This window comes from Inquilinus limosus DSM 16000 (genome assembly GCF_000423185.1).
GTDB lineage: Bacteria > Pseudomonadota > Alphaproteobacteria > DSM-16000 > Inquilinaceae > Inquilinus > Inquilinus limosus.
This window is the reverse complement of record NZ_AUHM01000006.1, coordinates 315,531-336,422: the sequence shown is the minus strand read 5'-3', so window position 1 is coordinate 336,422 and position 20,892 is coordinate 315,531. Positions and strand designations below refer to the sequence as shown.

19 protein-coding genes are annotated in these 20,892 nt (G+C 70.3%); 15 read left to right on the top strand and 4 right to left on the bottom strand.

The genetic code is table 11. From position 1 onward, the window contains the following. Nucleotides 1-13 precede the first annotated feature (13 nt). The 10 genes from sctJ (at nucleotide 14) to G537_RS0110655 (ending at nucleotide 7,827) form a co-directional block, all read left to right on the top strand. The gene (sctJ, locus tag G537_RS0110700; RefSeq protein ID WP_026870127.1) at nucleotides 14-763 is read left to right on the top strand and encodes a type III secretion system inner membrane ring lipoprotein SctJ; all 750 of its coding nucleotides are present in this window, start codon (nucleotides 14-16) and stop codon (nucleotides 761-763) included. Further along, the gene (locus G537_RS0110695; protein ID WP_026870126.1) at nucleotides 760-1,389 is read left to right on the top strand and encodes a SctK family type III secretion system sorting platform protein; all 630 of its coding nucleotides are present in this window, start codon (nucleotides 760-762) and stop codon (nucleotides 1,387-1,389) included. Before sctJ ends, G537_RS0110695 begins: the two co-directional genes overlap by 4 nt. Further along, a complete protein-coding gene (gene sctL, locus G537_RS37335; protein ID WP_051248277.1) occupies nucleotides 1,382-1,990 on the top strand; it encodes a type III secretion system stator protein SctL in 609 nt (202 codons plus the stop codon). The genes G537_RS0110695 and sctL overlap by 8 nt, the downstream gene beginning before the upstream one ends. Beyond that, nucleotides 1,987-3,348, top strand: coding sequence for a FliI/YscN family ATPase (locus G537_RS0110685; protein WP_281171458.1), 1,362 nt, complete (start codon nucleotides 1,987-1,989; stop codon nucleotides 3,346-3,348). The genes sctL and G537_RS0110685 overlap by 4 nt, the downstream gene beginning before the upstream one ends. After that, entirely contained in the window at nucleotides 3,345-3,842 is a 498-nt protein-coding gene (gene sctO / locus G537_RS0110680; RefSeq protein WP_026870124.1) for a type III secretion system stalk subunit SctO, read from the top strand. The genes G537_RS0110685 and sctO overlap by 4 nt, the downstream gene beginning before the upstream one ends. Next, entirely contained in the window at nucleotides 3,839-4,921 is a 1,083-nt protein-coding gene (sctQ, locus tag G537_RS0110675; RefSeq protein WP_026870123.1) for a type III secretion system cytoplasmic ring protein SctQ, read from the top strand. Before sctO ends, sctQ begins: the two co-directional genes overlap by 4 nt. Next, nucleotides 4,914-5,570, top strand: a complete 657-nt coding sequence (gene sctR, locus G537_RS0110670; protein ID WP_026870122.1) for a type III secretion system export apparatus subunit SctR — start codon at nucleotides 4,914-4,916, stop codon at nucleotides 5,568-5,570. Before sctQ ends, sctR begins: the two co-directional genes overlap by 8 nt. 150 nt (nucleotides 5,571-5,720) lie before the next feature. Beyond that, complete coding sequence (sctS, locus tag G537_RS0110665) at nucleotides 5,721-6,020, top strand: type III secretion system export apparatus subunit SctS (RefSeq protein WP_026870121.1); 300 nt, start codon at nucleotides 5,721-5,723, stop codon at nucleotides 6,018-6,020. After that, nucleotides 6,020-6,823 (top strand): type III secretion system export apparatus subunit SctT, encoded by an 804-nt coding sequence (gene sctT / locus G537_RS0110660; protein ID WP_034851254.1) that lies wholly within the window; start codon nucleotides 6,020-6,022, stop codon nucleotides 6,821-6,823. The genes sctS and sctT overlap by 1 nt, the downstream gene beginning before the upstream one ends. Then, nucleotides 6,820-7,827: an EscU/YscU/HrcU family type III secretion system export apparatus switch protein gene (locus tag G537_RS0110655; RefSeq protein WP_026870119.1), complete on the top strand. Its 1,008-nt coding sequence runs from the start codon at nucleotides 6,820-6,822 to the stop codon at nucleotides 7,825-7,827. The genes sctT and G537_RS0110655 overlap by 4 nt, the downstream gene beginning before the upstream one ends. 13 nt (nucleotides 7,828-7,840) lie before the next feature. Here the strand turns inward: G537_RS0110655 and G537_RS0110650 are convergent, their stop codons facing one another. Then, on the bottom strand, nucleotides 7,841-8,467 hold the full coding sequence (locus G537_RS0110650; RefSeq protein ID WP_034851252.1) for a TetR/AcrR family transcriptional regulator: 627 nt from the start codon (nucleotides 8,465-8,467) through the stop codon (nucleotides 7,841-7,843). 285 nt (nucleotides 8,468-8,752) lie between these two features. On the opposite strand from G537_RS0110650, the gene G537_RS37330 reads away from it, so the two are divergent. Both G537_RS37330 and G537_RS0110640 read left to right on the top strand, forming a co-directional pair. Next, entirely contained in the window at nucleotides 8,753-11,920 is a 3,168-nt protein-coding gene (locus tag G537_RS37330) for an efflux RND transporter permease subunit (protein ID WP_051248298.1), read from the top strand. Nucleotides 11,921-11,937: 17 nt separating this feature from the next. Beyond that, entirely contained in the window at nucleotides 11,938-13,095 is a 1,158-nt protein-coding gene (locus tag G537_RS0110640) for an efflux RND transporter periplasmic adaptor subunit (RefSeq protein WP_026870117.1), read from the top strand. 141 nt (nucleotides 13,096-13,236) lie between these two features. Here G537_RS0110640 and G537_RS0110635 read toward each other — a convergent pair whose 3' ends face one another. Genes G537_RS0110635 through G537_RS0110625 form a run of 3 tightly spaced genes read right to left on the bottom strand, consistent with a single transcriptional unit; the run spans nucleotide 13,237 to nucleotide 16,681 of the window. Further along, a complete protein-coding gene (locus G537_RS0110635; RefSeq protein WP_026870116.1) occupies nucleotides 13,237-14,733 on the bottom strand; it encodes an FGGY-family carbohydrate kinase in 1,497 nt (498 codons plus the stop codon). After that, entirely contained in the window at nucleotides 14,730-15,857 is a 1,128-nt protein-coding gene (locus G537_RS0110630) for a M42 family metallopeptidase (protein ID WP_034851250.1), read from the bottom strand. The genes G537_RS0110635 and G537_RS0110630 overlap by 4 nt, the downstream gene beginning before the upstream one ends. A 5-nt stretch (nucleotides 15,858-15,862) precedes the next feature. Continuing rightward, on the bottom strand, nucleotides 15,863-16,681 hold the full coding sequence (locus G537_RS0110625) for a BtpA/SgcQ family protein (RefSeq protein WP_026870114.1): 819 nt from the start codon (nucleotides 16,679-16,681) through the stop codon (nucleotides 15,863-15,865). 193 nt (nucleotides 16,682-16,874) lie between these two features. Here G537_RS0110625 and G537_RS0110620 point away from each other — a divergent pair, with 193 nt between their 5' ends. From G537_RS0110620 to G537_RS0110610, 3 genes are all read left to right on the top strand, one after another. After that, complete coding sequence (locus tag G537_RS0110620; RefSeq protein ID WP_026870113.1) at nucleotides 16,875-18,536, top strand: twin-arginine translocation signal domain-containing protein; 1,662 nt, start codon at nucleotides 16,875-16,877, stop codon at nucleotides 18,534-18,536. Between the two features lie 220 nt (nucleotides 18,537-18,756). Further along, on the top strand, nucleotides 18,757-19,887 hold the full coding sequence (locus G537_RS0110615; RefSeq protein ID WP_081688731.1) for a carbohydrate ABC transporter permease: 1,131 nt from the start codon (nucleotides 18,757-18,759) through the stop codon (nucleotides 19,885-19,887). Next, nucleotides 19,884-20,777, top strand: a complete 894-nt coding sequence (locus G537_RS0110610; RefSeq protein ID WP_026870111.1) for a carbohydrate ABC transporter permease — start codon at nucleotides 19,884-19,886, stop codon at nucleotides 20,775-20,777. Before G537_RS0110615 ends, G537_RS0110610 begins: the two co-directional genes overlap by 4 nt. Nucleotides 20,778-20,892 lie beyond the last annotated feature (115 nt).

Here is a 20,892-nt window from a genome sequence, read left to right as displayed (position 1 = left end):
AGGTCGACCGGAATTGCTGAAGCCCTTCGCGTTCGCCGCGCTGCTGCTGCTGGCCGCCTGCAAGGTCGAACTCTACAGCGGCCTCCAGGAGCGCGAGGCCAACGAAATGGTCGCGATCCTGCTCCATCAGGGCATCCCGGCCGAGCGCGAGGTGACCAAGGACCGCGGCCTCGTCGTCTCGGTCGAGGAGGACCGTTTCGCCGACGCGGTCGACGTGCTGCGCCGCAACGGCTACCCGCGCGAGCGCTACGACACGATCCCCAACGTCTTCAAGGGCGAGGGCCTGGTGTCGTCGCCGGTCGAGGAGCAGGCGCGGCTGATCTACGCGCTGAGCCAGGAGCTGTCGCGCACCATCTCCGAGATCGACGGCGTCTACTCCGCCCGCGTCCATGTGGTGCTGCCCGACAGCGAGGGGCTGAAGGCGGCCAGCCTGCCCTCCTCCGCCTCGGTGGTCATCCGCCACCGCGCCGATGTCGACCTGTCGAAACTGACGCCCGAGATCAAGATGCTGGTGGCGAACGGCATCAAGGGCCTGCTCTACGAGAACGTCTCGGTGGTGTTCCTGCCGACCGCCCCGGAGGCGGCGACGCCGTCGATCACCGATCCCCTGACCAATGTCGCCGGCTTCTGGGTGCACCGCTCCAGCGCGCCCTGGCTCGAGGGGCTGCTGGCCCTGGTCGCCGTGGCCGTGGTCGCCGCCGCCGGCACCGCCGGCTGGAGGATCTGGCGCCGCCGCGGCGCGGCCCCCCAGGCGGCTGAATGACGATGCGTCCCGAGATGGCGGACCGGCTGGCCCTCCGGCGCTTCGACCGGGCGGTGGCGCTGCATGCCCATCCGGCGCAGCTCGGCCGAGCCTTCCCCGGCCTGCCGGAGGCGGCCGCCCGGCGGCTGCTCGACACCAAGCGGATCCAGCCACGCCTGTCGGCCCTGCTGCGCCGGCGGCTCGGCCTCGCCCCCTGCGATGCCGCGGCCTGGCGGGGCGACGTCGCCCGCATCGCCGGCCTGGCACCGGCCGATCTCGACCGCGCCCTCCGCCACGCCGGCGCCGCGGTCCTGGCGGCACGGCTGCGCACCATCGTCCTCGGCGCCGAGATCCGCCGCGTCACCGGCCAGATCGGCGCCGATGCCTACAGCTTCGGCCTCGGCCACAAGGGCCCCGCTCCGGCGATCGGCGGGCTGGACGGGCTGCCGGTCGAGGAGGCGGTCGACCGCGCCGGGCTGCTGTGCCTCGTGGCGTGGTGCGGCGAAGCCGGTCCGGCGATCGGCGAAAGACTGAGGCTGCGGTTGGCGCCGGAGCGATGGCCGGAGGACGGCCCGACGCCGGCCGAGCGGCCCCGTGCGGCAACCTTGTTCGCAGCCGCGGCCCGGGCGGTGGCGGGCCATGGCTGAAACGGCCCCGGCCTTCCGCCGCGGCAGCCCGGTCCTGAAGGCCGAGGCGCTCGGCCAGTGGCAGGACGCGCGGCGGTTCCTGGCGGAAGCCCAGGCGCATGCCGGGCGGCTGCGCGCCGAGGCCGACGCCGCCTTCGCCGCCGAGCGCGAGCGCGGCCACGCCGAAGGGCTGGCCGCCGCGCGGGAAGAAGCCGCGGCCCTCCTGGCCGCGACCTCGCTGCAGATCGACCGTTACCTCGCCGGGCTGGACCAGACCTTGGCCGACCTGGTGCAGGAGACGATCGAGCGCATCCTCGGCCGCTTCGACCGGCGCGAGCTGCTGCTGCAGGCGGTCGACCATGCCCTGCGCCAGGCCCGGCTGGACCATGCGGCGACGCTGCGGGTGGCGCCGGACATGGTCGAGGCGCTGCGCGGCCGGCTGGCCGATCCGGCGCTGGCCGATATCGGCCGCCGGGTGACGGTCGAGTCCGATCCGGGCCTCGCCGCCGACACCTGCGTGATGGTGACCCGATACGGCCATGTCGAGCTGGGCATCGACGCCCAGCTGCGCGCCCTGCGCGACGCGCTGCGCCGCGCCGGCCCGGGCGAGGCCGCGCCGTGAGCCCGGACGCCCTGCCCCGGCCTGTGCCCGGCCTGCAGCTGCGGATCGATCCGCTGCAGGCGCTGCGCCGCCGCCTGGAGGAGGCCGATCCCCGCCCGGTCAAGGGCCGGGTGGTGAAGGCGATCGGCGTCACCGTCCATGCCGAGATCAACGACGCGCGCCTGGGCGAGATCTGCGAGCTGCGCGACCCGCAGACCGGCCACAGCATCCTGGCGGAGGTGGTCGGGCTGGTCGACGGCGCCGCGGTGCTGACCCCGATCGGCAGCCTGCAGGGCCTGTCGACCCGGACGGAGGCGATCCCGACCGGCCGCTCCCTGCGGCTCGGCGTCGGCCCCGCCCTGCTCGGCCGGGTGCTGGACAGCCTGGGCCGGCCGCTCGACACCGCGGAGCGCGGGCCGCTCGACACCGACGGCACCTACCCCCTGCACGCCGAGGCGCCGCCGGCGCTGCTGCGGCCGCTGATCAGCCGGCCCCTGCCGCTCGGCATCCGCGCCATCGACGGTCTGCTGACCTGCGGCGAGGGCCAGCGCATCGGCATCTACGGCTCGCCAGGCACCGGCAAGTCCTCGCTGCTGGCCCAGATCGTCAAGGGCGCCGAGGCCGACGCCATCGTCATCGGCCTGATCGGCGAGCGCGGCCGCGAGGTACGCGAATTCATCGACCGGCATCTGGGGCCGCAGGCGCTGCGCCGGGCGGTGATCGTCACCGCCACCTCCGACCGGCCGGCGATCGAGCGCGTCAAGGCCGCCTTCGTCGCCACCGCCATCGCCGAGTATTTCCGCGACCAGGGGATGCGCGTCGCCCTCCTGATGGACAGCATCACCCGCTTCGCCCGCGCCGTGCGCGAGATCGGCCTAGCCGCCGGCGAGCCGCCGACCCGGCGCGGCTTCCCGCCCTCCTTCTTCGCCATGCTGCCGCGCCTGCTGGAGCGGGCCGGACCGGCGGCGACCGGCTCGATCACCGGCTTCTACACCGTGCTGGTCGAGGGCGACGCCGAGACCGACCCGATCGCCGACGAGACCCGCGGCCTCCTGGACGGGCACATCGTGCTGTCGCAGGCCCTGGCCAGCGCCGGCCATTTCCCGGCGATCGACGTGCTGGCCAGCCGCAGCCGGGTGATGGAGGCGGTGATCGACGGTTCGCATCGCCGCGCCGCGGTGCAGCTTCGCCGGCTGATGGCCAAGCACGCCGATATCGAGCTGCTGCTGCAGGTCGGCGAATACCGGGCCGGCGCCGACGCCCTGGCCGACGAGGCGGTGGCCAAGATCGGCGACATCCGGCGCTTCCTGCAGCAGGATTTCGAGGAGGCGTCGCCCTTCCCCCAGACCCGCGAGCAGCTGGAGCGGCTGAGCCGATGAGCCCACGCTCGAAAAGCGATGCCCTGGACAAGCTGCGGCGCCTGCGGCACGACCGGGAGAAGCTGGCGGCCGAAACGCTGGGCCGCGAGCGTGCGGTCCTCGACGCGGCCGAGGCGCGGGAGCGCCAGGCCGAAGCCGACCGCGCCGCCTATGAGCAGCACCGGGCGTCGCAGGAGGCCCGGCTCTACGCCGCGGCGCTGGAGCGGCCGGCCCACGTCGATGCGCTGGAGCGGCTGGGCGATCGGGTGTCGGAGCTCGCCGCCGGATCCCGGCGCCAGGAGGCCGCGGTGCGGGAGCGCCGGGCCGAGACCGGCCGGGCCGAGGCCGAGACCGATGCGGCGCGCGAGACGTGGCGGCAGCGGCGGCGGGACGCGGACCGGCTGGACCGGCTGGCCGAGCGACGTGGCCTCGCCCGGCGCAAGGCCGCGGAGGTCCGCGACGACCTCGCCGCCGAGGACGAGGCCAGCCTGATGCCGACGAGGGGCCGGTCATGACCGCCGCCGCGCCGCCGGCGCGGATCCGCGCCGATTCCCCGGCTTCCGATCCCGCCGCCGCCCCCTATGACCCGCCGCGCCTGACCCTTGAGCAGGCGGGCGACGCCAACGCCGCCGCCCGGCGCTGCACGCCCGTGCCGATCCGGATCGGCGGGCTGGAGATCGAGGCGCCGCTCGCCGTCACCCCGGCCCTGGCTCCACTCGCCTCCGATGGTGCCGCGATCGCCCTCGGCCTCGGCCCCGGCCGGGTCGTTCTCCAGCTGCCGCCGCTGCTGGTCGAGCAGGCTCTGGCGGAGACGGCCGGGCTGCCGGTGGCGGAGCTGGAGCCCGAGCTGGCGGCGCTGCTGCTCGAAGCCGCCGCGGCCGAGCTGCTGCCGGCGCTGGAAGCCGCGGCCGGAGTGCCGATCGCGATCGAGAGCGTCGGGCCGGCCGAAACGCCGGCGTTCGAGCCGGCCTTCCGCTGCACCGTCGCGATCCGCCACGCCTTCGCCGAGGTGGCGCTGCACCTCGCCGCCGATGCCGCCGCCCGCCCTGCCCTGCGGCGCCTGATCGAGGCCGCGCCGAAGCTGCCCGCACCCTGCGCCGGCCTGCCGGTGCCGCTGGCCGTGCGCATCGGCGCGGTGCGGCTGGCGCTGGCCGAGCTCGCGGGGCTTGCGCCCGGCGACGTCGTCTTCCCCGATGTCGCCTGCCCGGCCGGCGAGGCGCTGGTGGTCTACGGCAATGGCTGGTCGCACACGGCGAAGCGCGGCGGCGCCGCGGTCACGGTCACTGGGCCGCGGCGCCCCCTGGCCCTGTTGGATGGAGGAGGATGGATGGCGGATCCCGACAGCGGCGCCGCGCCGCCGCCGGCGGAGCGGCTGGACGAGCTTCCGGTGACGCTGGTGTTCGAGCTGGGGCGCGGCGAGCTGCCGCTGGCCGCGGTGCAGGGTCTGGCCCCAGGCGCGGTCATCCCGCTCGGCCGCGATCCGGGCGAGGCGGTCGACATCGTCGCCAATGGCCGGCGCATCGGCCGCGGCGAGATCGTGCGGATCGAGGGCGAACTGGGCGTGCGCGTGGTGCGGCTGTTCGGCGATGAATGAGGCGCCGCCGGATGTCCTGCCGCTTCTCGGCATCGTCACGCTGGTCGGGCTGGTCCCGTTCCTGGTCGTCACCCTGACCGCCTTCCTGAAGATCGCGGTCGTCATGCTGCTGCTGCGCAACGCGCTCGGCATCCAGCAGACGCCGCCGAACATGGTGCTGTACGGCATCGCCCTGATGCTGACGATCTACATCACCGGCCCGGTGATCGCAGAGGTCTACGCCCGGGTCAGCGACCCGGCGCTCAGGCTGCGCAGCATCCAGGACTGGCAGGCGGTGATCCAGTCGGCGATCGAGCCGGTGCGCGCCTATCTGATCCGCTTCACCGACCCGGCGGAGCGCGAGTTCCTGCTGTCCGCCACCGCCCGGGTGTGGCCGCAGGAGGCCAGCGCGGCGGCCACGCCGAACGACATGGTGATCCTGATCCCGTCCTTCGTGATCTCGGAGCTGACCCGGGCCTTCGAGATCGGCTTCCTGCTCTACCTGCCCTTCATCGTCATCGACCTGATCGTCTCCGCGATCCTGATGGCGATGGGCATGATGATGGTGTCGCCGCTGGCCATCTCGGTGCCGTTCAAGCTGTTCCTGTTCGTCATGGTCGACGGCTGGTCGCGCCTGCTGCACGGCCTGATCCTGAGCTACAGCAGCTGAGGCGGCGATGGGCTCGGTTCCGCACAGGCTTCCCTACTTGTCATTGCCGGGCTTGACCCGGCAATCCAGAGGGTGTCGAGGCCTTCTGGACGCCCGGGTCAAGCCCGGGCATGACAGATGGGGTTTCCCGCTGCCGGGGAAGAGCCGCCCATGAACCAGGCGGTGATCTCGCATCTGCTGCAGGAGGCGCTGACCCTGACTCTCCTCCTGTCGCTGCCGGCGCTCGCCATCGCCGCGGCGGTCGGCCTGCTGGTCGGCCTGTTCCAGGCGGTGACGCAGATCCAGGACCAGACCCTGCCGATGGCGGTCAAGGTCATCGCCGTGGTGCTGGCGCTGGTGCTGCTCGGCCCGATGCTGGCCAGCCCGCTGGTCCGCTACACCGACCGGATCTTCGCCGACTTCGCCTCGATCACCCGCGGCGCGGTGCCGGCCGACGCCGGGCCGCCCTGATGATCGAATCCTTCCGGCTCCTGGCCGAGCTGATCGGGCCGTATGTCACCGCCATCTCGGTGGCCGTCGCCCGCTCGGTCGCCCTGGCCGCGGTGCTGCCGATCTTCTCCTGGCTCGGTCTCACCGGCATCCTGCGCAGCGCGGTGATGATCGCCATCGCCTTGCCGATGGTGTCGCAGGTCACCTCCGAGCTGGCGGTGCTGACGCCGCTGCAGCCCGGCCAGGTGCTGCTGCTGGTGGCCAAGGAGGCGGTGATCGGCGTCCTGCTCGGCCTGCTGTTCGGCCTGCCCTTCTGGGCGGTCGAGGCGGCCGGTGAGCTGATCGACATGCAGCGCGGCGTCATGGGCGCCTATCTGCTCGACCCCAACGCCTCGGGCCAAGCCTCGCCGGTCGGCACGCTGTTCGTGCTCGTGCTGCTGGCCTTGTTCTTCGCCGGCAACGGCTTCGGGTTGGTGGCCGAGGCCCTCTACACCAGCTACGCCCTGTGGCCGGTGACCGAGCTGCTGCCGCCCTTCACCGGCGAGACGCCGACCCTGCTGCTCGGCCTGCTCGACCACGTGGTCCGGCTCGGCCTCTTGCTCGCCGTGCCGCTGGTGATCGTGATGCTGCTGGCCGACATCGCGCTGGCCGTGATCGGCCGGATGGCGCCCCAGCTCAACGTCTTCGACCTGTCGCTGTCGGTGAAGTCGGCGGCGCTGGTGCTGGTGCTGCCGATCTACGCGATCTTCCTGGTGCCGTATTTCGACGACAGCCTCGGCTCGCTCCGCAGCGTGCTCGACCTCGCCCGGACGGTGCTGCCGTGAGCCAGACCAGTGAGGAGAAGAGCCTTCCCGCCAGCGCCAAGAAGCTGACGGATGCGAGGCGCAAGGGGCAGGTGGCGCACAGCCGCGACCTGGTCACGGTGGTCGGCCTCATCGCCGGCTTCGTCTATCTCGGGGTCGAGGGGCCGGAGATCATGGAGGCGTTCCGCGCCATCCTGACCGAGCCGATCGCCCTGACCGCCAAGCCGTTCCACGAGAGCTACACCATCCTGCCGACGCTCCTGGCGCTGGCGACCCGGATCGTGGCGCCGCTGGTGCTGGTCGTCGTCGTCGCCAGCATCCTCGCCAATGTCGGCTTCCTGCGCGGCATTCCGTTCTCGCTCGACCCGCTGGTGCCGCGCGGCGAGAAGATCAACCCGGTCAGCGGCTTCCAGCGGCTGTTCAGCCTGCGCAACCTGCTGGAGTTCGTGAAGTCGGTGGTGAAGGCCTGCACTCTGCTCGGGGTGATCGGGCTGCTGGCCCTCGGGGCGCTGCGGGCGGTGCTGGTGGCGCCGCAATGCGGCCGCGACTGCATCGGCCTGGTGCTGGTGGCGACGCTGAAGCCGGTGCTGATCGGCATCATCGCGGTGCTGCTGGTCTTCGCGCTCGCCGACATGGCGCTGCAGCGCTGGCTGTTCCTGCGCGACCAGCGGATGACCCGCACCGAGATGAAGCGCGAGCGCAAGGAGCAGGAGGGCGATCCGCAGATCCGCAGCACCCGGCGGCAGCTGCATCGCGGCCTGGCCCGCGGCGAGGGCCGGTCCTCCGCGCCGACGCTGTTCGTCACCGACGGCGAGGTCACCGTCGGCATCCGCTTCGTCGCCGGCGAGACGACAGTGCCGATGCTGGTCGGCAAGTCGTTCAAGGGCGGAATGGCCGGCGTGCCGGTGGAGACGGCGCCCCTGCTGGCGCGGCAGCTGCACGCCGACGGCAAGATCGGCGAGCCGATCCCGACCGAGCATTTCGACGCCCTGGCCCGGATCCTGCTGCGGCTCGGAGTCGTGTAGCGAGAGGCGAGGATCAGGGCGAGGCGGGGCCGCGCGGCAGGAAGGCGGCGATGATCGCCTCGGCCATGCGGATGAAGCGCGCGCTGGGCCCTTCGGCGCCGACGCTCTGCCGGCTCACCCGGGCGCCTTCCAGCAGCAGCCACAGCGTATCGGCCAGAAGCTCCGCCTGAGTGGCGCCGGCAGCGCGGCACAGCCGCACCAGGCGGTCGCGCTGGGCCGTCTTGAATTCCTCGATCACCCGCCGGGCCGGATGGTCCGGCTCGGTCAGCTCGACCGCGGCATTGACCATGTCGCAGCCGCGCGCATCCGCGATGGCGCATTCGGCCCCGGCCCGGACCCATGCGTGCAGCTGGGCCACCGGATCGCCCGGGTGCCTCTCCTCCAGGCCGGCCCAGAGCGCGCCGGCCTCCTCCGCGAATCGCTGCAGGCATTCGACGATCAGGTCGTCCTTCGACCCGAAATGCCGGTACAGCGTCATCTTGTTGGTGCCGGCCGCCTCGGCGATGGTGTCGACGCCGACGCCCTTGTACCCGTATCTGTGGAACAGCTCCCGGGCGGTGCCGAGGATCCGGTCCCGCGGCCGAAGCCCGCAGCAGGATCCCGACAGGCCCTCCGCCCTTGGGGGTGTGATCGTCGTCATAGCTGCTGGTTTGCCCTTGACGCTATGATCGGTCTAGACCAATACTGTTACTTACCGGTAACACCCTAGTGAGGTCAGGTCAAGATCCGACCCAGCCGGGGGGTGTTGCGGGACGAAGCTCCGCTTGACGACGTCCCGCCGGAACGATAATCAACCATAAGGTTAACTAACCAAGAGGTTTACCATGGCCTACGGGTCGGCCTCGGCATTTCCCTGCGGCGCGCGTCACGGCAGCGCGGACCGGCGCCGTCGGCTCGGCCGGACCGCAGAGTGGGCGTCCCGGTCATGGTAGGATTCTTCATCCAGCGCCCGATCTTCGCCTCGGCGATCGCGGTGATCATGGTGCTGGCGGGCGGCATCTGCTACTTCCTGCTGCCGGTCTCGCAGTTCCCCGACATCACCCCGCCACAGGTCGTCGTCACCGCCAACTACCCGGGCGCCAGCGCCCAGGTCGTGGCCGACACGGTGACCACGCCGCTGGAGCAGCAGATCAACGGCGTCGAGGGCATGACCTACATGTCCTCGACCAGCTCCAATGACGGCAGCTCGAACATCACCGTCACCTTCGAGGTCGGCTATCCGCTGGCGATCGGCGCGGTCGACGTCCAGAACCGGGTGTCCCAGGCGGCCTCGTCGCTGCCGGCGATCGTCAACCAGGGCGGCGTCACGATCAAGAAGCAGAACCCGAACTTCGTCCTGATCGTCGACCTGACCTCGCCGGACGGGTCGGTCGACCCGGTGTCGCTCAGCAACTACGCCTATCTGCAGATCGTCGACCCGATCAAGCGCCTGCCCGGCGTCGGCGACGTCCAGATCTTCGGCGAGCGGCGCTATTCGATGCGCATCTGGCTGGATCCGGACAAGCTGGCCAATCTCGGCATCACCGCGGTCGATGTGCAGAACGCGATCGCGGAGCAGAACCTGCAGGTGGCGGCCGGCAAGATCGGCCAGTCGCCGGCGCCGGCCGGCACGCCGTTCGAGATGCAGATCAACGCCACCGGCCGCCTGAGCGATCCGGGCCAGTTCGGCGACATCGTCGTCCGCACCGACACCCAGACCGGATCGGTGGTGCGGCTGCGCGACGTCGCCCGGATCGAGCTCGGCGCCCTGCAATACTCCTCCTCCGGCGATTTCGGCGGCCGGCCGGCGGTGGTGATCGGCGTGTTCCAGGCTCCGGGCTCGAATGCGCTGGCGCTGCAGCAGGCGGTCAAGGACACGATGGAGGGCCTGTCGAAGCGCTTCCCCAAGGGCATCGAATACGGGATGCGCTACGACACCACCCGCTTCGTCTCGGCGGCGATGGAAGACGTGCTGGTCACGCTGATCGAGGCGCTGATCCTGGTCGTGCTGGTGGTGTTCATCTTCCTGCAGAACTGGCGCACCACCATCATTCCGACCATCGCCATCCCGGTATCGCTGGTGGCGACGCTGGCGATCATGGAGATGATGGGCTTCTCGCTGAACATGCTGAGCCTGCTCGGCATGGTGCTGGCGATCGGCCTGGTCGTCGACGACGCCATCGTCGTGGTCGAGAACGTCGAGCGGCAGCTCGAGGCCGGCCTGCCGCCGCTGGCGGCCACACGCAAGGCGATGGGCGAGGTCACCGGGCCGATCATCGCCACCACCGCCGTGCTGATGGCGGTGTTCATCCCGGTCGCCTTCATCCCCGGCGTCTCCGGCCGGCTGTACAACCAATTCGCCCTCACCGTCGCCATCTCGGTCGGGCTCTCGGCGTTCAACTCGCTGACGCTGAGCCCGTCGCTGAGCGCCGCCTTCCTGCGCCACCGGCCGCCCGGCAGCTTCATCCTGTTCCGCTGGTTCAACGCCGGCTTCACCTGGCTGTCGCACGCCTATGCCGCGTCGGTGCGCTGGCTGATCCGCTTCCGCTGGCCGGTGCTGGCCCTGTTCGTGGCCGGGCTGGGCGCGACATACTGGGTCTCCACCCGGCTGGCCTCGACCTTCCTGCCGGTCGAGGACCAGGGCTATTTCTTCGTCGTCATCCAGCTGCCGGACGGCGCGTCGCTGGAGCGCACCGACGCGGTGGCGAAGCAGGTGCGCGAGATCCTGCAGGCGACGCCGGGCGTCGAGACCGTCGGTTCGATCAGCGGCTTCAACTTCCTGACCAGCGCCGCCCAGTCGAACTCCGCCGTCGAATTCGCCATCCTGACGCCCTGGGCCGAGCGCGGCGCGGATCTGAGCGCCACGGCCATCGTCAACCGGGTGCGCGGCCAGCTGCTGCAGATCCCGGAGGCCTTCGCGCTCAGCTTCGACCCGCCCTCGATCCCCGGCATCAGCACCACCGGCGGCTTCGAGTTCCAGGTCGAGGACCTGACCGGCCAGGGCGTCGAGGCCCTGAACGCCGCCACCCAGGCGGTGATGGCCGAGGCGCGCAAGCAGCCGGAGCTCGACCCGCACCAGCTGTTCACCACCTTCAGCACCTCGACGCCGCAGTTCAACTACGACCTCGACCGCAACAAGGCGAAGCTGCTGGGCCTCAGCCTGCCGGACGTGTTCAACACGCTGCAGATCTATCTCGGCTCGCTCTACGTCAACGACTTCAACCTGTTCGGCCGCACCTTCCGCGTCACCCTGCAGGCCGACAAGGACGCCCGCGGCTCGGCCGCCGACATCTCCCGCCTCTATGTCCGCAACGCCTCGGGCGGCATGGTGCCGCTGAGCACGCTCGGCGAGCTGAAGCCGACCGTGGGGCCGGAGACGGTGCCGCGCTACAACAACTACAACTCGGCCAAGATCAACGGCGCCCCGGCGCCGGGCTACAGCTCGGGCCAGGCGATCGCGGCGATGGAGCGGGCGGCGGCCGCGGCCCTGCCGCGCGACTTCGGCTACGAGTGGACCGGCATCACCTTCCAGGAGCTGAAGGCGGGCTCGATCGCTGTGATCGTCTTCGGCCTCGCCATCGTCTTCGTCTTCCTGATCCTGGCGGCGCAGTACGAGAGCTGGTCGATGCCGTTCATGGTGCTGCTGGCGGTGCCGCTGGCGCTGTTCGGCGCCTTCGCGGCGCTGTGGATCCGGGAGATGCAGATCGACGTTTACTCCCAGATCGGCTTCGTCATGCTGATCGGCCTCGCCGCCAAGAACGCCATCCTGATCGTGGAGTTCGCCAAGCGGCTGCGCGAGCAGGGCTACAGCATCGTCGAGGCGGCGGCGGAGGCGGGGCGCCTGCGCCTCCGCCCGATCCTGATGACGGCCTTCGCCTTCATCCTGGGCGTCGTGCCGCTGATGTTCGCGACCGGGGCGGGCGCCGCCAGCCGCCAATCGATCGGCACCACGGTGTTCGGCGGCATGGTCGCCGCCACCCTCCTGACGCTGATCTTCGTCCCGGTGTTCTACGCGGTGATCGAGTCGCTGCGCGAGCGCCGCACCCACACGCAACCCGCCCCCTCCCCTGCCGGCCATCCGATCGGATCGCAGGTCGAGGGTGCTGCTGAATAGGATTGGAGAGCCGCTCCATGCGCGCCTTGGGCATCATTCTCGGAACGGCCGTGGTCACGGGTGCGGTGCTGTCCGCCGGCCTCTATGTGGTCAAGCGCGAGATGCCGTCGCTGGGCGGCGAGACCGCGAACGCGGCCGCGCCCGAAGCCTTCGTCATGCCGGTGCCGGTGGCCCCGGTGGTCAAGAAGACGATCCCGGTCGATCTCGAATATTCGGCGCGCACGGAATCGATCCGCAACGTCGCGCTCCTGGCCAAGGTCTCCGGCTACATCGAGTCGCAACCGGCGGCCGACGGCAGCGACGTGAAGCAGGGCGATCTGCTCTACAAGATCGACTCGCGCGACTATCAGGCCGCGCTGGACCAGGCGAATGCCCAGGTGCAGCGGGACCGGGCCCAGATCGAGTATCTGCGCTCCAACTTCGACCGCGGCAGCGAGCTGAGCAAGAACGGCTGGCTGGACAAGGACGCGTTCGACCAGCGCTCCAGCAATCTGCGCCAGGCCGAGGCGACGCTGGCCAGCGACCAGGCGGCGCTGCGCCAGGCCGAGCTGAACCTGGGCTACACCGAGATCCGGGCGCCCTTCGCCGGTCGGCTCGGCCGCAACCAGGCGCCGGAGGGAACGCTGGTCAGCGTCGGCAACACCGTGCTGAACACGCTGGTCCAGCTCGACCCGATCTACGTCACCTTCAACCCCAGCGAGACCGAGCTGGCGAAGATCCTGGAGGCCAAGGCCGACGGCAAGGTCGAGGCCGACATCCTGCTGTCGGGCGAGACCGAGCCGCGCTACAAGGGCGAGCTGACCTTCCTCGACAACGCGGTCGACCACGCCACCGGCACGATCGTGGCCCGCGCCACCGTGGCCAATCCCGACCGGACGCTGCTGCCCGGCCAGTATGTCCGCATCCGCCTGCACCTGAAGCAGCAGCCGAACGCGCTGATGGTGCCGCAGGTCGCGGTCGGGTCGGGCCAGTTCGGCAAATACGTCTATGTGATCGGCAAGGACAATACCGTCGACCAGCGCCTGGTCTCGCTCGGCCCCACGCTGGGCGAGCTGGTGACGGTCGAGAAGGGTCTGGCCGAGAGCGACCGCGTCATCACCGGCAACCTGCAGAAGATCGGCCCCGGCATGCCGGTGCAGCCGCTGCCGCAGCAGCAGGCCAACGCCGGGTCGTGAGGATCCGGCGCCTCTTCCAAGACCGTCATTGCGAGGAGGCGAAGCCGACGAAGCAATCCAGGGGCCACGCCAAATGGCCCTGGATTGCTTCGCTGCGCTCGCAATGACGGATAGGACAGGCGGGCTTGGTGCCGAACCCCCTTACCCGTCCAGACGCCGCATCAGCTCCCGCGTCGCCGGATACAGGTCCTTGAACACGCCGAACTGCCGCCGGTAGACCTCGGCATGGGCCGGGTCGGGCGTCACCTCCGAGTCGGTCGGGTTCCAGTCGCGGATGTCGCCCGGCCGGGCGTCGCCGACCGCGAGCGCGGCCAGGAAGGCGTCGCCGTAGCTGGCACCGACGGTCTTCTGCCGCAGGATCTGCGGATGGCCCGAGATGTCGGAGGTCGCCTGCGACCACACCCGGTTCTTGGTGCCGCCGCCGACCGCGAACACCGCGCGCGGCACCTGCCCCGCCTCGCGATAGGTCTCGACGATATGGGCGGTGCCGCAGGCGATGCCCTCGAACAGCGCCCGGCAGATGTCGCCGCGGGTGTGGGTCAGGTTGAGGCCGAACAGCACGCCCTTGGCCTGCGGGTCGTGGATCGGCGTGCGCTCGCCGGAGAAATAAGGCAGCAGCACAAGCCCCTTCGCCCCGGGCGGAGACTGCTCCGCCTCCGCCACCAGCGCCGGGATCGCCGAGGCCGGGTCGAGGTCGCGGCCGAACTGGTCGCGGAACCAGTGGCTGAGCGTGCCGCTGGTGGCGAGGCCCGCCAGCGCCGCGTGCTGGCCGGGCATCAGCCAGGGCGCCCACCACAGGCGCGGATCGCGCAGCCGGGTGTCCGCCAGCAGGATGGTGAAGATGGTCGAGCCGTACATCACCATCATGTCGCCGCTGTCGAGCACGCCGACGCTGACCGCCTCCGCCGCCGCGTCGATGGTGCCGGCGATCACCGGCGTGCCCTCGACCAGCCCGGTCTCCTCCGCCGCCTGCCGGGTCACGGTGCCGACGATATCCGTGCTCCAGGCCAGATCCGGCATCCTGTCGAGGTCGACGATGCCGGGGGCCAGCTCATCGCTCCAGGCCAGCGCGTCGGCCAGGTAGAAGGGGCTGGAATTCGCCGCCGTGTAGTGGTCGATGACGAAGCGCCCGGTCAGCTTGTGCAGCAGGAACGAGGTCGAGGTCAGGATCTTCGCCGTGCGGGCGAAGATTTCCGGCCGGTTGCGCTTGAGCCAGAGGATCTTCGGCCCGACCGATTGCGAGGTCAGGGCGTTGCCGCAGCGGTCGACCAGAACGTCCTCGCCGATCTGCGCCGTCAGATCCGCGATTTCCTGGTGGGCGCGGGTGTCGACGCCGTAGAGCACGCCGTTCATCAGCGGCTCGCCGGCGGCGTCGACCGGCAGCATGCACGGCCCGATGGCGCTGGTGCCGACCGCGCGGATCGAGGCGGCGGGCACGCCGCTCTCAGCCAGAAGCTTGCGGCAGAGAAAGGTGACGTCGTCCCACCAATCCTCTTTCGGCCGGTGCTCCGCCCAGCCCGGCTGCGGCACGATCAGCTTGTGCGGCTTCGCCGCCATCGCGACGATCCGGCCGTCCGCGGCGACCAGCACGCCCTTGGACTCGAAGGTTCCGATGTCGATGCCGAGATAATGGGTCATGTCACGTACCGATCGCGGTCGAGGCTGAAGCTGTCGTCGATGCGGCCGATGCCGGCGGCCAGCAGGCGCGCCAGCCCGGCGAGGTCGGAGAGGTCGCAGATCTCGAGCGAGGAATGGGTGCCGCGGGCCGGGAAGCCGAGATCGATCGCGGCGACGCCGGCATGCACCAGCTGCACGTAGGAGGAATCGGTCAGCAGGCCGACATGGGCGCTCTTCTGCAGCGGGATGCCCTCGCCGCGAGCGGTCTCGCCGAACAGGGCGACCAGCGCCGGATGCGGGATGGTGCCGTTCAGCGTGCCACGGCCGTGGAAGCTGTACAGGCTCATCGCCGGCCCGCCGCCGAGGCGGATATCGCCGCGCTGCGCCATGTCCGGCGTGTCGGTGGCGAGGACGATGTCGAGCTGGATGGCGATGTCGGGCGCCAGCACCTGCGCCGCCGTCACCGCGCCGCGCAGGTTGAACTCCTCCTGCACCGAGAACACCAGATGCACGGTCGGCCGCCGCGGCGCCGCCAGCAGGGCGCGGGCGACCTCGATGATCACGGCGCAGCCGGCGCGGTCGTCGACCGCGGTGCCGGCGATGCGGTCGCCGGCCAGCTCCACCACCTTCGGCGCGTAGACCACCGGCGTGCCGATGTCGATGCCGGCGGCCAGCGCCTCGGCGGCGCTGTCGAAACCGGCATCGATATAGATCTCGGGGTAAGGCAGGACCCGGTACTTCTCCTCTTGCGAGGTGGCGTGGTGGCTCTTGTTGGCGATCACGCCCGGCACGTCGCGGCCGCCGGTGCAGAACACCACGGGCTGGGACGGCAGCGCCTTCTCCGGCACCCCGCCCAGCCGCTCCACCCGCACCAAGCCGCCCGGCTCGATCTTGCGGACGATGAGGCCGAGCTGGTCCATATGGGCGAACAGCATCACGCTGGGCCCGGCGACCGTGCCCTCGACCGTCGCGATCAGGTTGCCCAGCCGGTCGGTGCGGGAGGCGATGCCGAGCCCTGACAGCAACCCGGCGAGATGCCGCCGCACCCGCCCTTCATGGCCGCTGAGGCCCGGGATCAGCATCAGCTCCGACACCAGCCCGCGCAGGCGCCGCTTGGCCGGATGGTCCGGCAGCTCCGTCGCCATCGCCGTCAGCCCTGCCGGGCCGCCCGCGCCAGCCGCATGAACTCGGCCGCGCGGTCGGGATCGACCGGGTTCCAGGTGTTGCCGTCGACCTTGAGCGAGGAGCCGACGATGCAGCCATCCGCCACCCGCAGCACGTCGGCCACCGTCTCGTGCCTGACGCCCGTGTTGGCCAGGACCGGGGTGTGCGGCAAGGCCTGCTTGACCGCTTCGAGGTCCGACATCGCCGCGGCCTCGCCGGTGATCGCGCCGGAGACCAGGACCGCGTCGGGGATGCTGGAGAACACGGCGCTGCGCGCCCGGTCGGCCAGGCTGCGCCGGTCCAGCGACCAGGCGAACTCGGCGGAGATGTTGTACAGCATCGCGAGGTCCCGGCGGCCGAGCCGGTCGCGATAGCGCATGGCGGCGCCGGCATCGGGATTCCACGGGCCCATGTCGGAGGCGTAGGTGCCGGTCATGATCTCGCGCACGAATGCGGCGCCGGTGGCGGCCGCCAGCGCGACCGTGCTGGCCGGATCCCACAGCACGTTGACGCCGAACGGCACCGTGATCTCCGGCCGCAGCCGGCCGATGAGATAGGCCATGGTCGCGGTCGAGGCCGGGTCGACCTTGAACTCGTAGGGCCGGTCGTTCTCGTTGCCGAACATCACGGCGTCGAAGCCGGCCGCCTGCAGCGCCAGGAGGTCGCGGCGCGCGCCTTCGAGCAGCCCGTCGAGTCCCGCTGCCGAGTCGTGGAGCGGTGCACCGGGCAAGGCGCCGAAATGCACCATCGCAATGACCGGCTTTCGGTCGCCGAACACCCTCTGAAAATTGCCAACCCTGCCCATCCGGATGTCTCTCCCTAATTCGGGTTGCGGCTTCCGGCCGTTCCCTTGCGCCCCCATCGAGGCCGCATCATACTCAGCTTCGCCTTCGTCACCCGCCGAAATCGCAGCCGGAGGCCGGGCCGCATGAAACGTTTCACAAGAAACGGCTGCCGAGCCCGGACGACACAAGACGAAGAACACAGGGAGGTTCGCGGTGAAGCAACAGGATTATGATCGTTTTGTCGGGATGCAGGCCAGCCGGCGCTCGGTTCTGAAGGGTGCGGCCGGGCTCGGCGCGGCCCTGGGGACGACGGGCCTGCTCGGCCCCTTGTCGTCGACGGCGCTGGCGCAGAGTGACCTGCGCGCCCAGATCCTGCAGATCCCGGGCGTCGGCAAGGGGTCGCCGACCGATGCCGACTGGCAGAAGGTGGGCGAGCTGTGCCTCGGCCCGACCAAGGCGATGATCAAGGAGGGCGAGTTCAACGGCGTCCAGCTCACCTTCATGGGGCTGAACAACCAGAACCTGCACAACCTGCTGTTCCGCGGCTTCCTGAAGCCGTGGGAGGCCTATACCGGCGCCCGGATCACCTGGATCGACCTGGCCCAGGCCGACTACAACCCGCGGCTGCAACAGGCGATCGCCACCGGCACGGTGGATTTCGACATTGTCGAGATGGGCGCCCCGTTCGAAGGCGACGTGTGCGGCAAGGGCCTGGCCTCGGAGATGCCGGATTGGGTCAAGGCCCAGATCGAGATGGACGACTATGTCGGCTACCTGAAGGCCCCGGTCGGCACCTGGGAGGGCAAGACCTACCGGATCTCGATCGACGGCGACTGCCACACCTTCAACTACCGCACCGACGTCTTCTCCGACGCCGATCTGGCGGCGGCCTGGAAGGAATCCGGCGGCCAGGGCGAATGGGGCGTGCCGAAGACCTGGCAGCAGGTCCAGGCGGTGACCAAGTTCCTCAAGGGCAGGCAGGTCGCCGGCCAGGACGCCTACGGCTATCTCGACGCGCCCAAGGCCTGGGGCGGCTTCGGCTTCTATTTCCTGGGCAGCCGGGCCTCGGCCTATGCCAAGCACCCGGACGACAAGGCCTGGCTGTTCGACGTCGACACGATGAAGCCGCGGATCAACAACCCGGCCTGGGTGCGGGCGATCCAGGACGTGATCGACGCCCTGCCCTCCGAGCCGCCGGACCAGCTGGGCGCCGACCCCAACACCACCGCCTTCCAGCAGTTCCTGGCCGGAACCGGATCGATGGTGGCGTGGTGGGGCGATGTCGGCTCGAACGCCAAGACCAGCGACTCTTCGGTGATCGGCGACGTCTGCGGCTTCAGCATCCTGCCGGGGTCGGACGACGTCTACAACGCCAAGACCGGGGCGTGGGACAAGCTGCCGGGCGGCCCGAACCACGCGCCGAACATGGCCTATATCGGCTGGGGCGTCTATGTCATGGCCCGGGTCGACAACGACCCGGCCAAGCACAAGGCGGCCTGGAGCGCCGCGGCCCATCTCGGCGGCAAGGACCTGTCGCTGTGGATGGCGGCCTATCCCTCCGGCTTCCAGCCCTATCGGAACAGCCACTTCCAGATCCCGGAATGGGTGGCGGCCGGCTACGACGAAGCCTTCATCAGCTCCTATCTGAGGGCCAACGCGGACTCCTACAACCACCCGAATGCGGCGATCGAGCCGCGGATTCCCGGCATCTTCCAGTACTACAGCGTGGCGGAGGACGAGCTGGCCAAGGTCTTCGCCGGCCAGAGCACCGCCCAGCAAGGCGCCGACGCCATCGCCGCAGCCTGGGAGAAGATCACCGACCAGATCGGCCGGGACAAGCAGATCGCGCTCTACAAGGCGTCGCTCGGGCTGTGAGGGCCGGAGACAATCGGGTGACAGCGTCCGGGCAGTCGTCCGACCTCTCCCGCGTGGCGGGAGAGGTCGGACGTCCGCCAGGACGTCCGGGTGAGGGCTGGCACAGGCCTCGACGAACGCCCTCACCCGGAACCGCTGACGCGGTTCCGACCTATCCCGCAAGCGGGAGAGGCAACGCGGAGGTCGCCCTCGACAGCACGCAACTGCGGTCCCGACCGGCATGAGCGAAGCGGAGATCAGCGCCGGCGCCCTCGCCGGCGATCACAGCATCAAGCCAGTCTCGTCGCACATTCCCGCCGGCCGCAAGGTCGCGGGCCGATGGCTGATCGGGCTCGCCACCCTCGGCCTCGCGGCGGTGCTGCTGCTGCAGGTGCTGGACTCGGCGGGGGTCGTCGCGATCGGCTTCGAGAGCTGGCGCCCCCTGCTCTACGCCTATCTGGCCTGGGCGGTGGCGCTCGGCGCCGGGCAGGTGATGATCCGGGGCGAGGCCGGGCACCGGGCGCTGTTCCTGCTGCCCGCGGTGCTGTTCACCGTGTCGATGGTGATCTTCCCGACCGTCTTCGGCCTCTACATCGCTTTCACCGACTGGAACCTCAGTTCCTTCGCCGGCCGGCAGCTCAACGGCCTCGACAACCTCCGCACCCTCTGGGCCGATCCCTATTACTGGAACGCGCTCGGCAACATGGTCTGGTACGTGCTGGCGGTGCTGGTGCAATACGCCATCGCCTTCGGCCTGGCCCTGCTGCTGAACGCGGAGATCCGCGCCCGCAAGTTCTTCCGCGTCGCCTTCCTGATGCCGTTCATGCTGAGCCCGGTCGCGGTCAGCTGGATGATCGGCAAGTCGATCATGGAGTACCGCTTCGGCCCGGCGGCGTCGCTGGCCCGGTATCTCGGCTGGGAGAATCCGGCCTTCTTCGCCTCGCCCTGGATGGCGCGGCTCAGTATCATGGCGATGGACGCCTGGGTCTCGATCCCCTTCGTCATGATCTTGCTGCTGGCCGGGCTGCAGGCGCTGCCGAACGACATCCTGGAGGCGGCGCGGATCGACGGCGCCAAGGCCTGGCAGTCCTTCTGGAAGATCACCTTCCCGCTGATGCTGCCGGTCAGCGTCACCGCCGTGATCCTGCGGATCATCTTCGAGCTGAAGCTGGCCGACATCGTCATCAACGTGACCGCGGGCGGCCCCGGCGGCGCCACGGACACGGTGTCGAGCTTCATCTATCGCGAGTACCGGGACCGATCGAATGTCGGCTACGGCACCATGCTGGCGCAGGTCTATTTCGTGATGATCATCGTCTTCGTGACCGCGCTGCTCAGCCTGGTCAGCCGCTGGATGCGGCGGCTGACATGACCGGCGCGGCGCCCCTGCGCCTCCGGCGCCTGTCCGGCCGCACGCTGCTCTACGCCGCGGCGCTGCTGTGGGCCTTCATCTCGCTGTTCCCGATCTACTGGACCGTCACCACCTCGTTCAAGACCGCGGTCGACGTCACCCGGGGGCATCTGATCCCCTGGATCGACTTCCAGCCGGACTGGCGCGGCTGGCGCTCGCTCGGCCTGTCGCCGGATACGATCGGCGCCACCTCGACGGTGCGGGAGGAGTTCCTGCTGCGCTTCGAGAACAGCGTCGTCGCCTCGATCGGCGCCTCGCTGCTGGCGGTCGCCATCGGCTCGCTCGCCGCCTACGGCCTCAGCCGCTTCCGCTACCGGTTCGGGCCGTGGCGCAACAAGGACATCTCCTTCTGGTTCCTGTCGCAGCTGATCCTGCCGCCTGTGGTCCTGGCGATGCCGTTCCTGGTGCTCTACAAGGAGCTGGCGCTGCTGGACACCCGGATCGGGCTGATCCTGGTCTACACGCTGATGGTGCTGCCGATCGTGATCTGGATCATGCGCGACCAGTTCGCCTCGATTCCCATCGAGCTGGAGGAGGCGGCGCGGGTCGACGGCGCGACGGTGTGGCAGGCCTTCCTGCGCATCGTGGTGCCGCTGGCCCTGCCCGGCATGGTGGCGGCCTTCATCCTGTCGGTCGTGCTGTGCTGGAACGAGTATTTCTTCGCCGCGCTGCTGACCAGCACCGACGCCAAGACCCTGCCGGTGATGGTGGCCAGCCAGACCGGCTCGCAAGGCATCAACTGGTGGTCGATGGCGGCCTTGTCGACCGCGGCGATCGCGCCGCTCGCGATCATCGGCGTGTTCCTCGAGCGCTACATCATCCGGGGCCTGACCGCGGGCGCGGTCAAATAGGGCAGGCCGGCCGGCGGCCTCGCTTCGCCTGAATTCCATCGATCGGCGCGGTCAGGAACCGCGGCGATGCGGCTCCCGTTCTCGGAAGAAGAACCTAGCCGCAACTGCCGCGAGA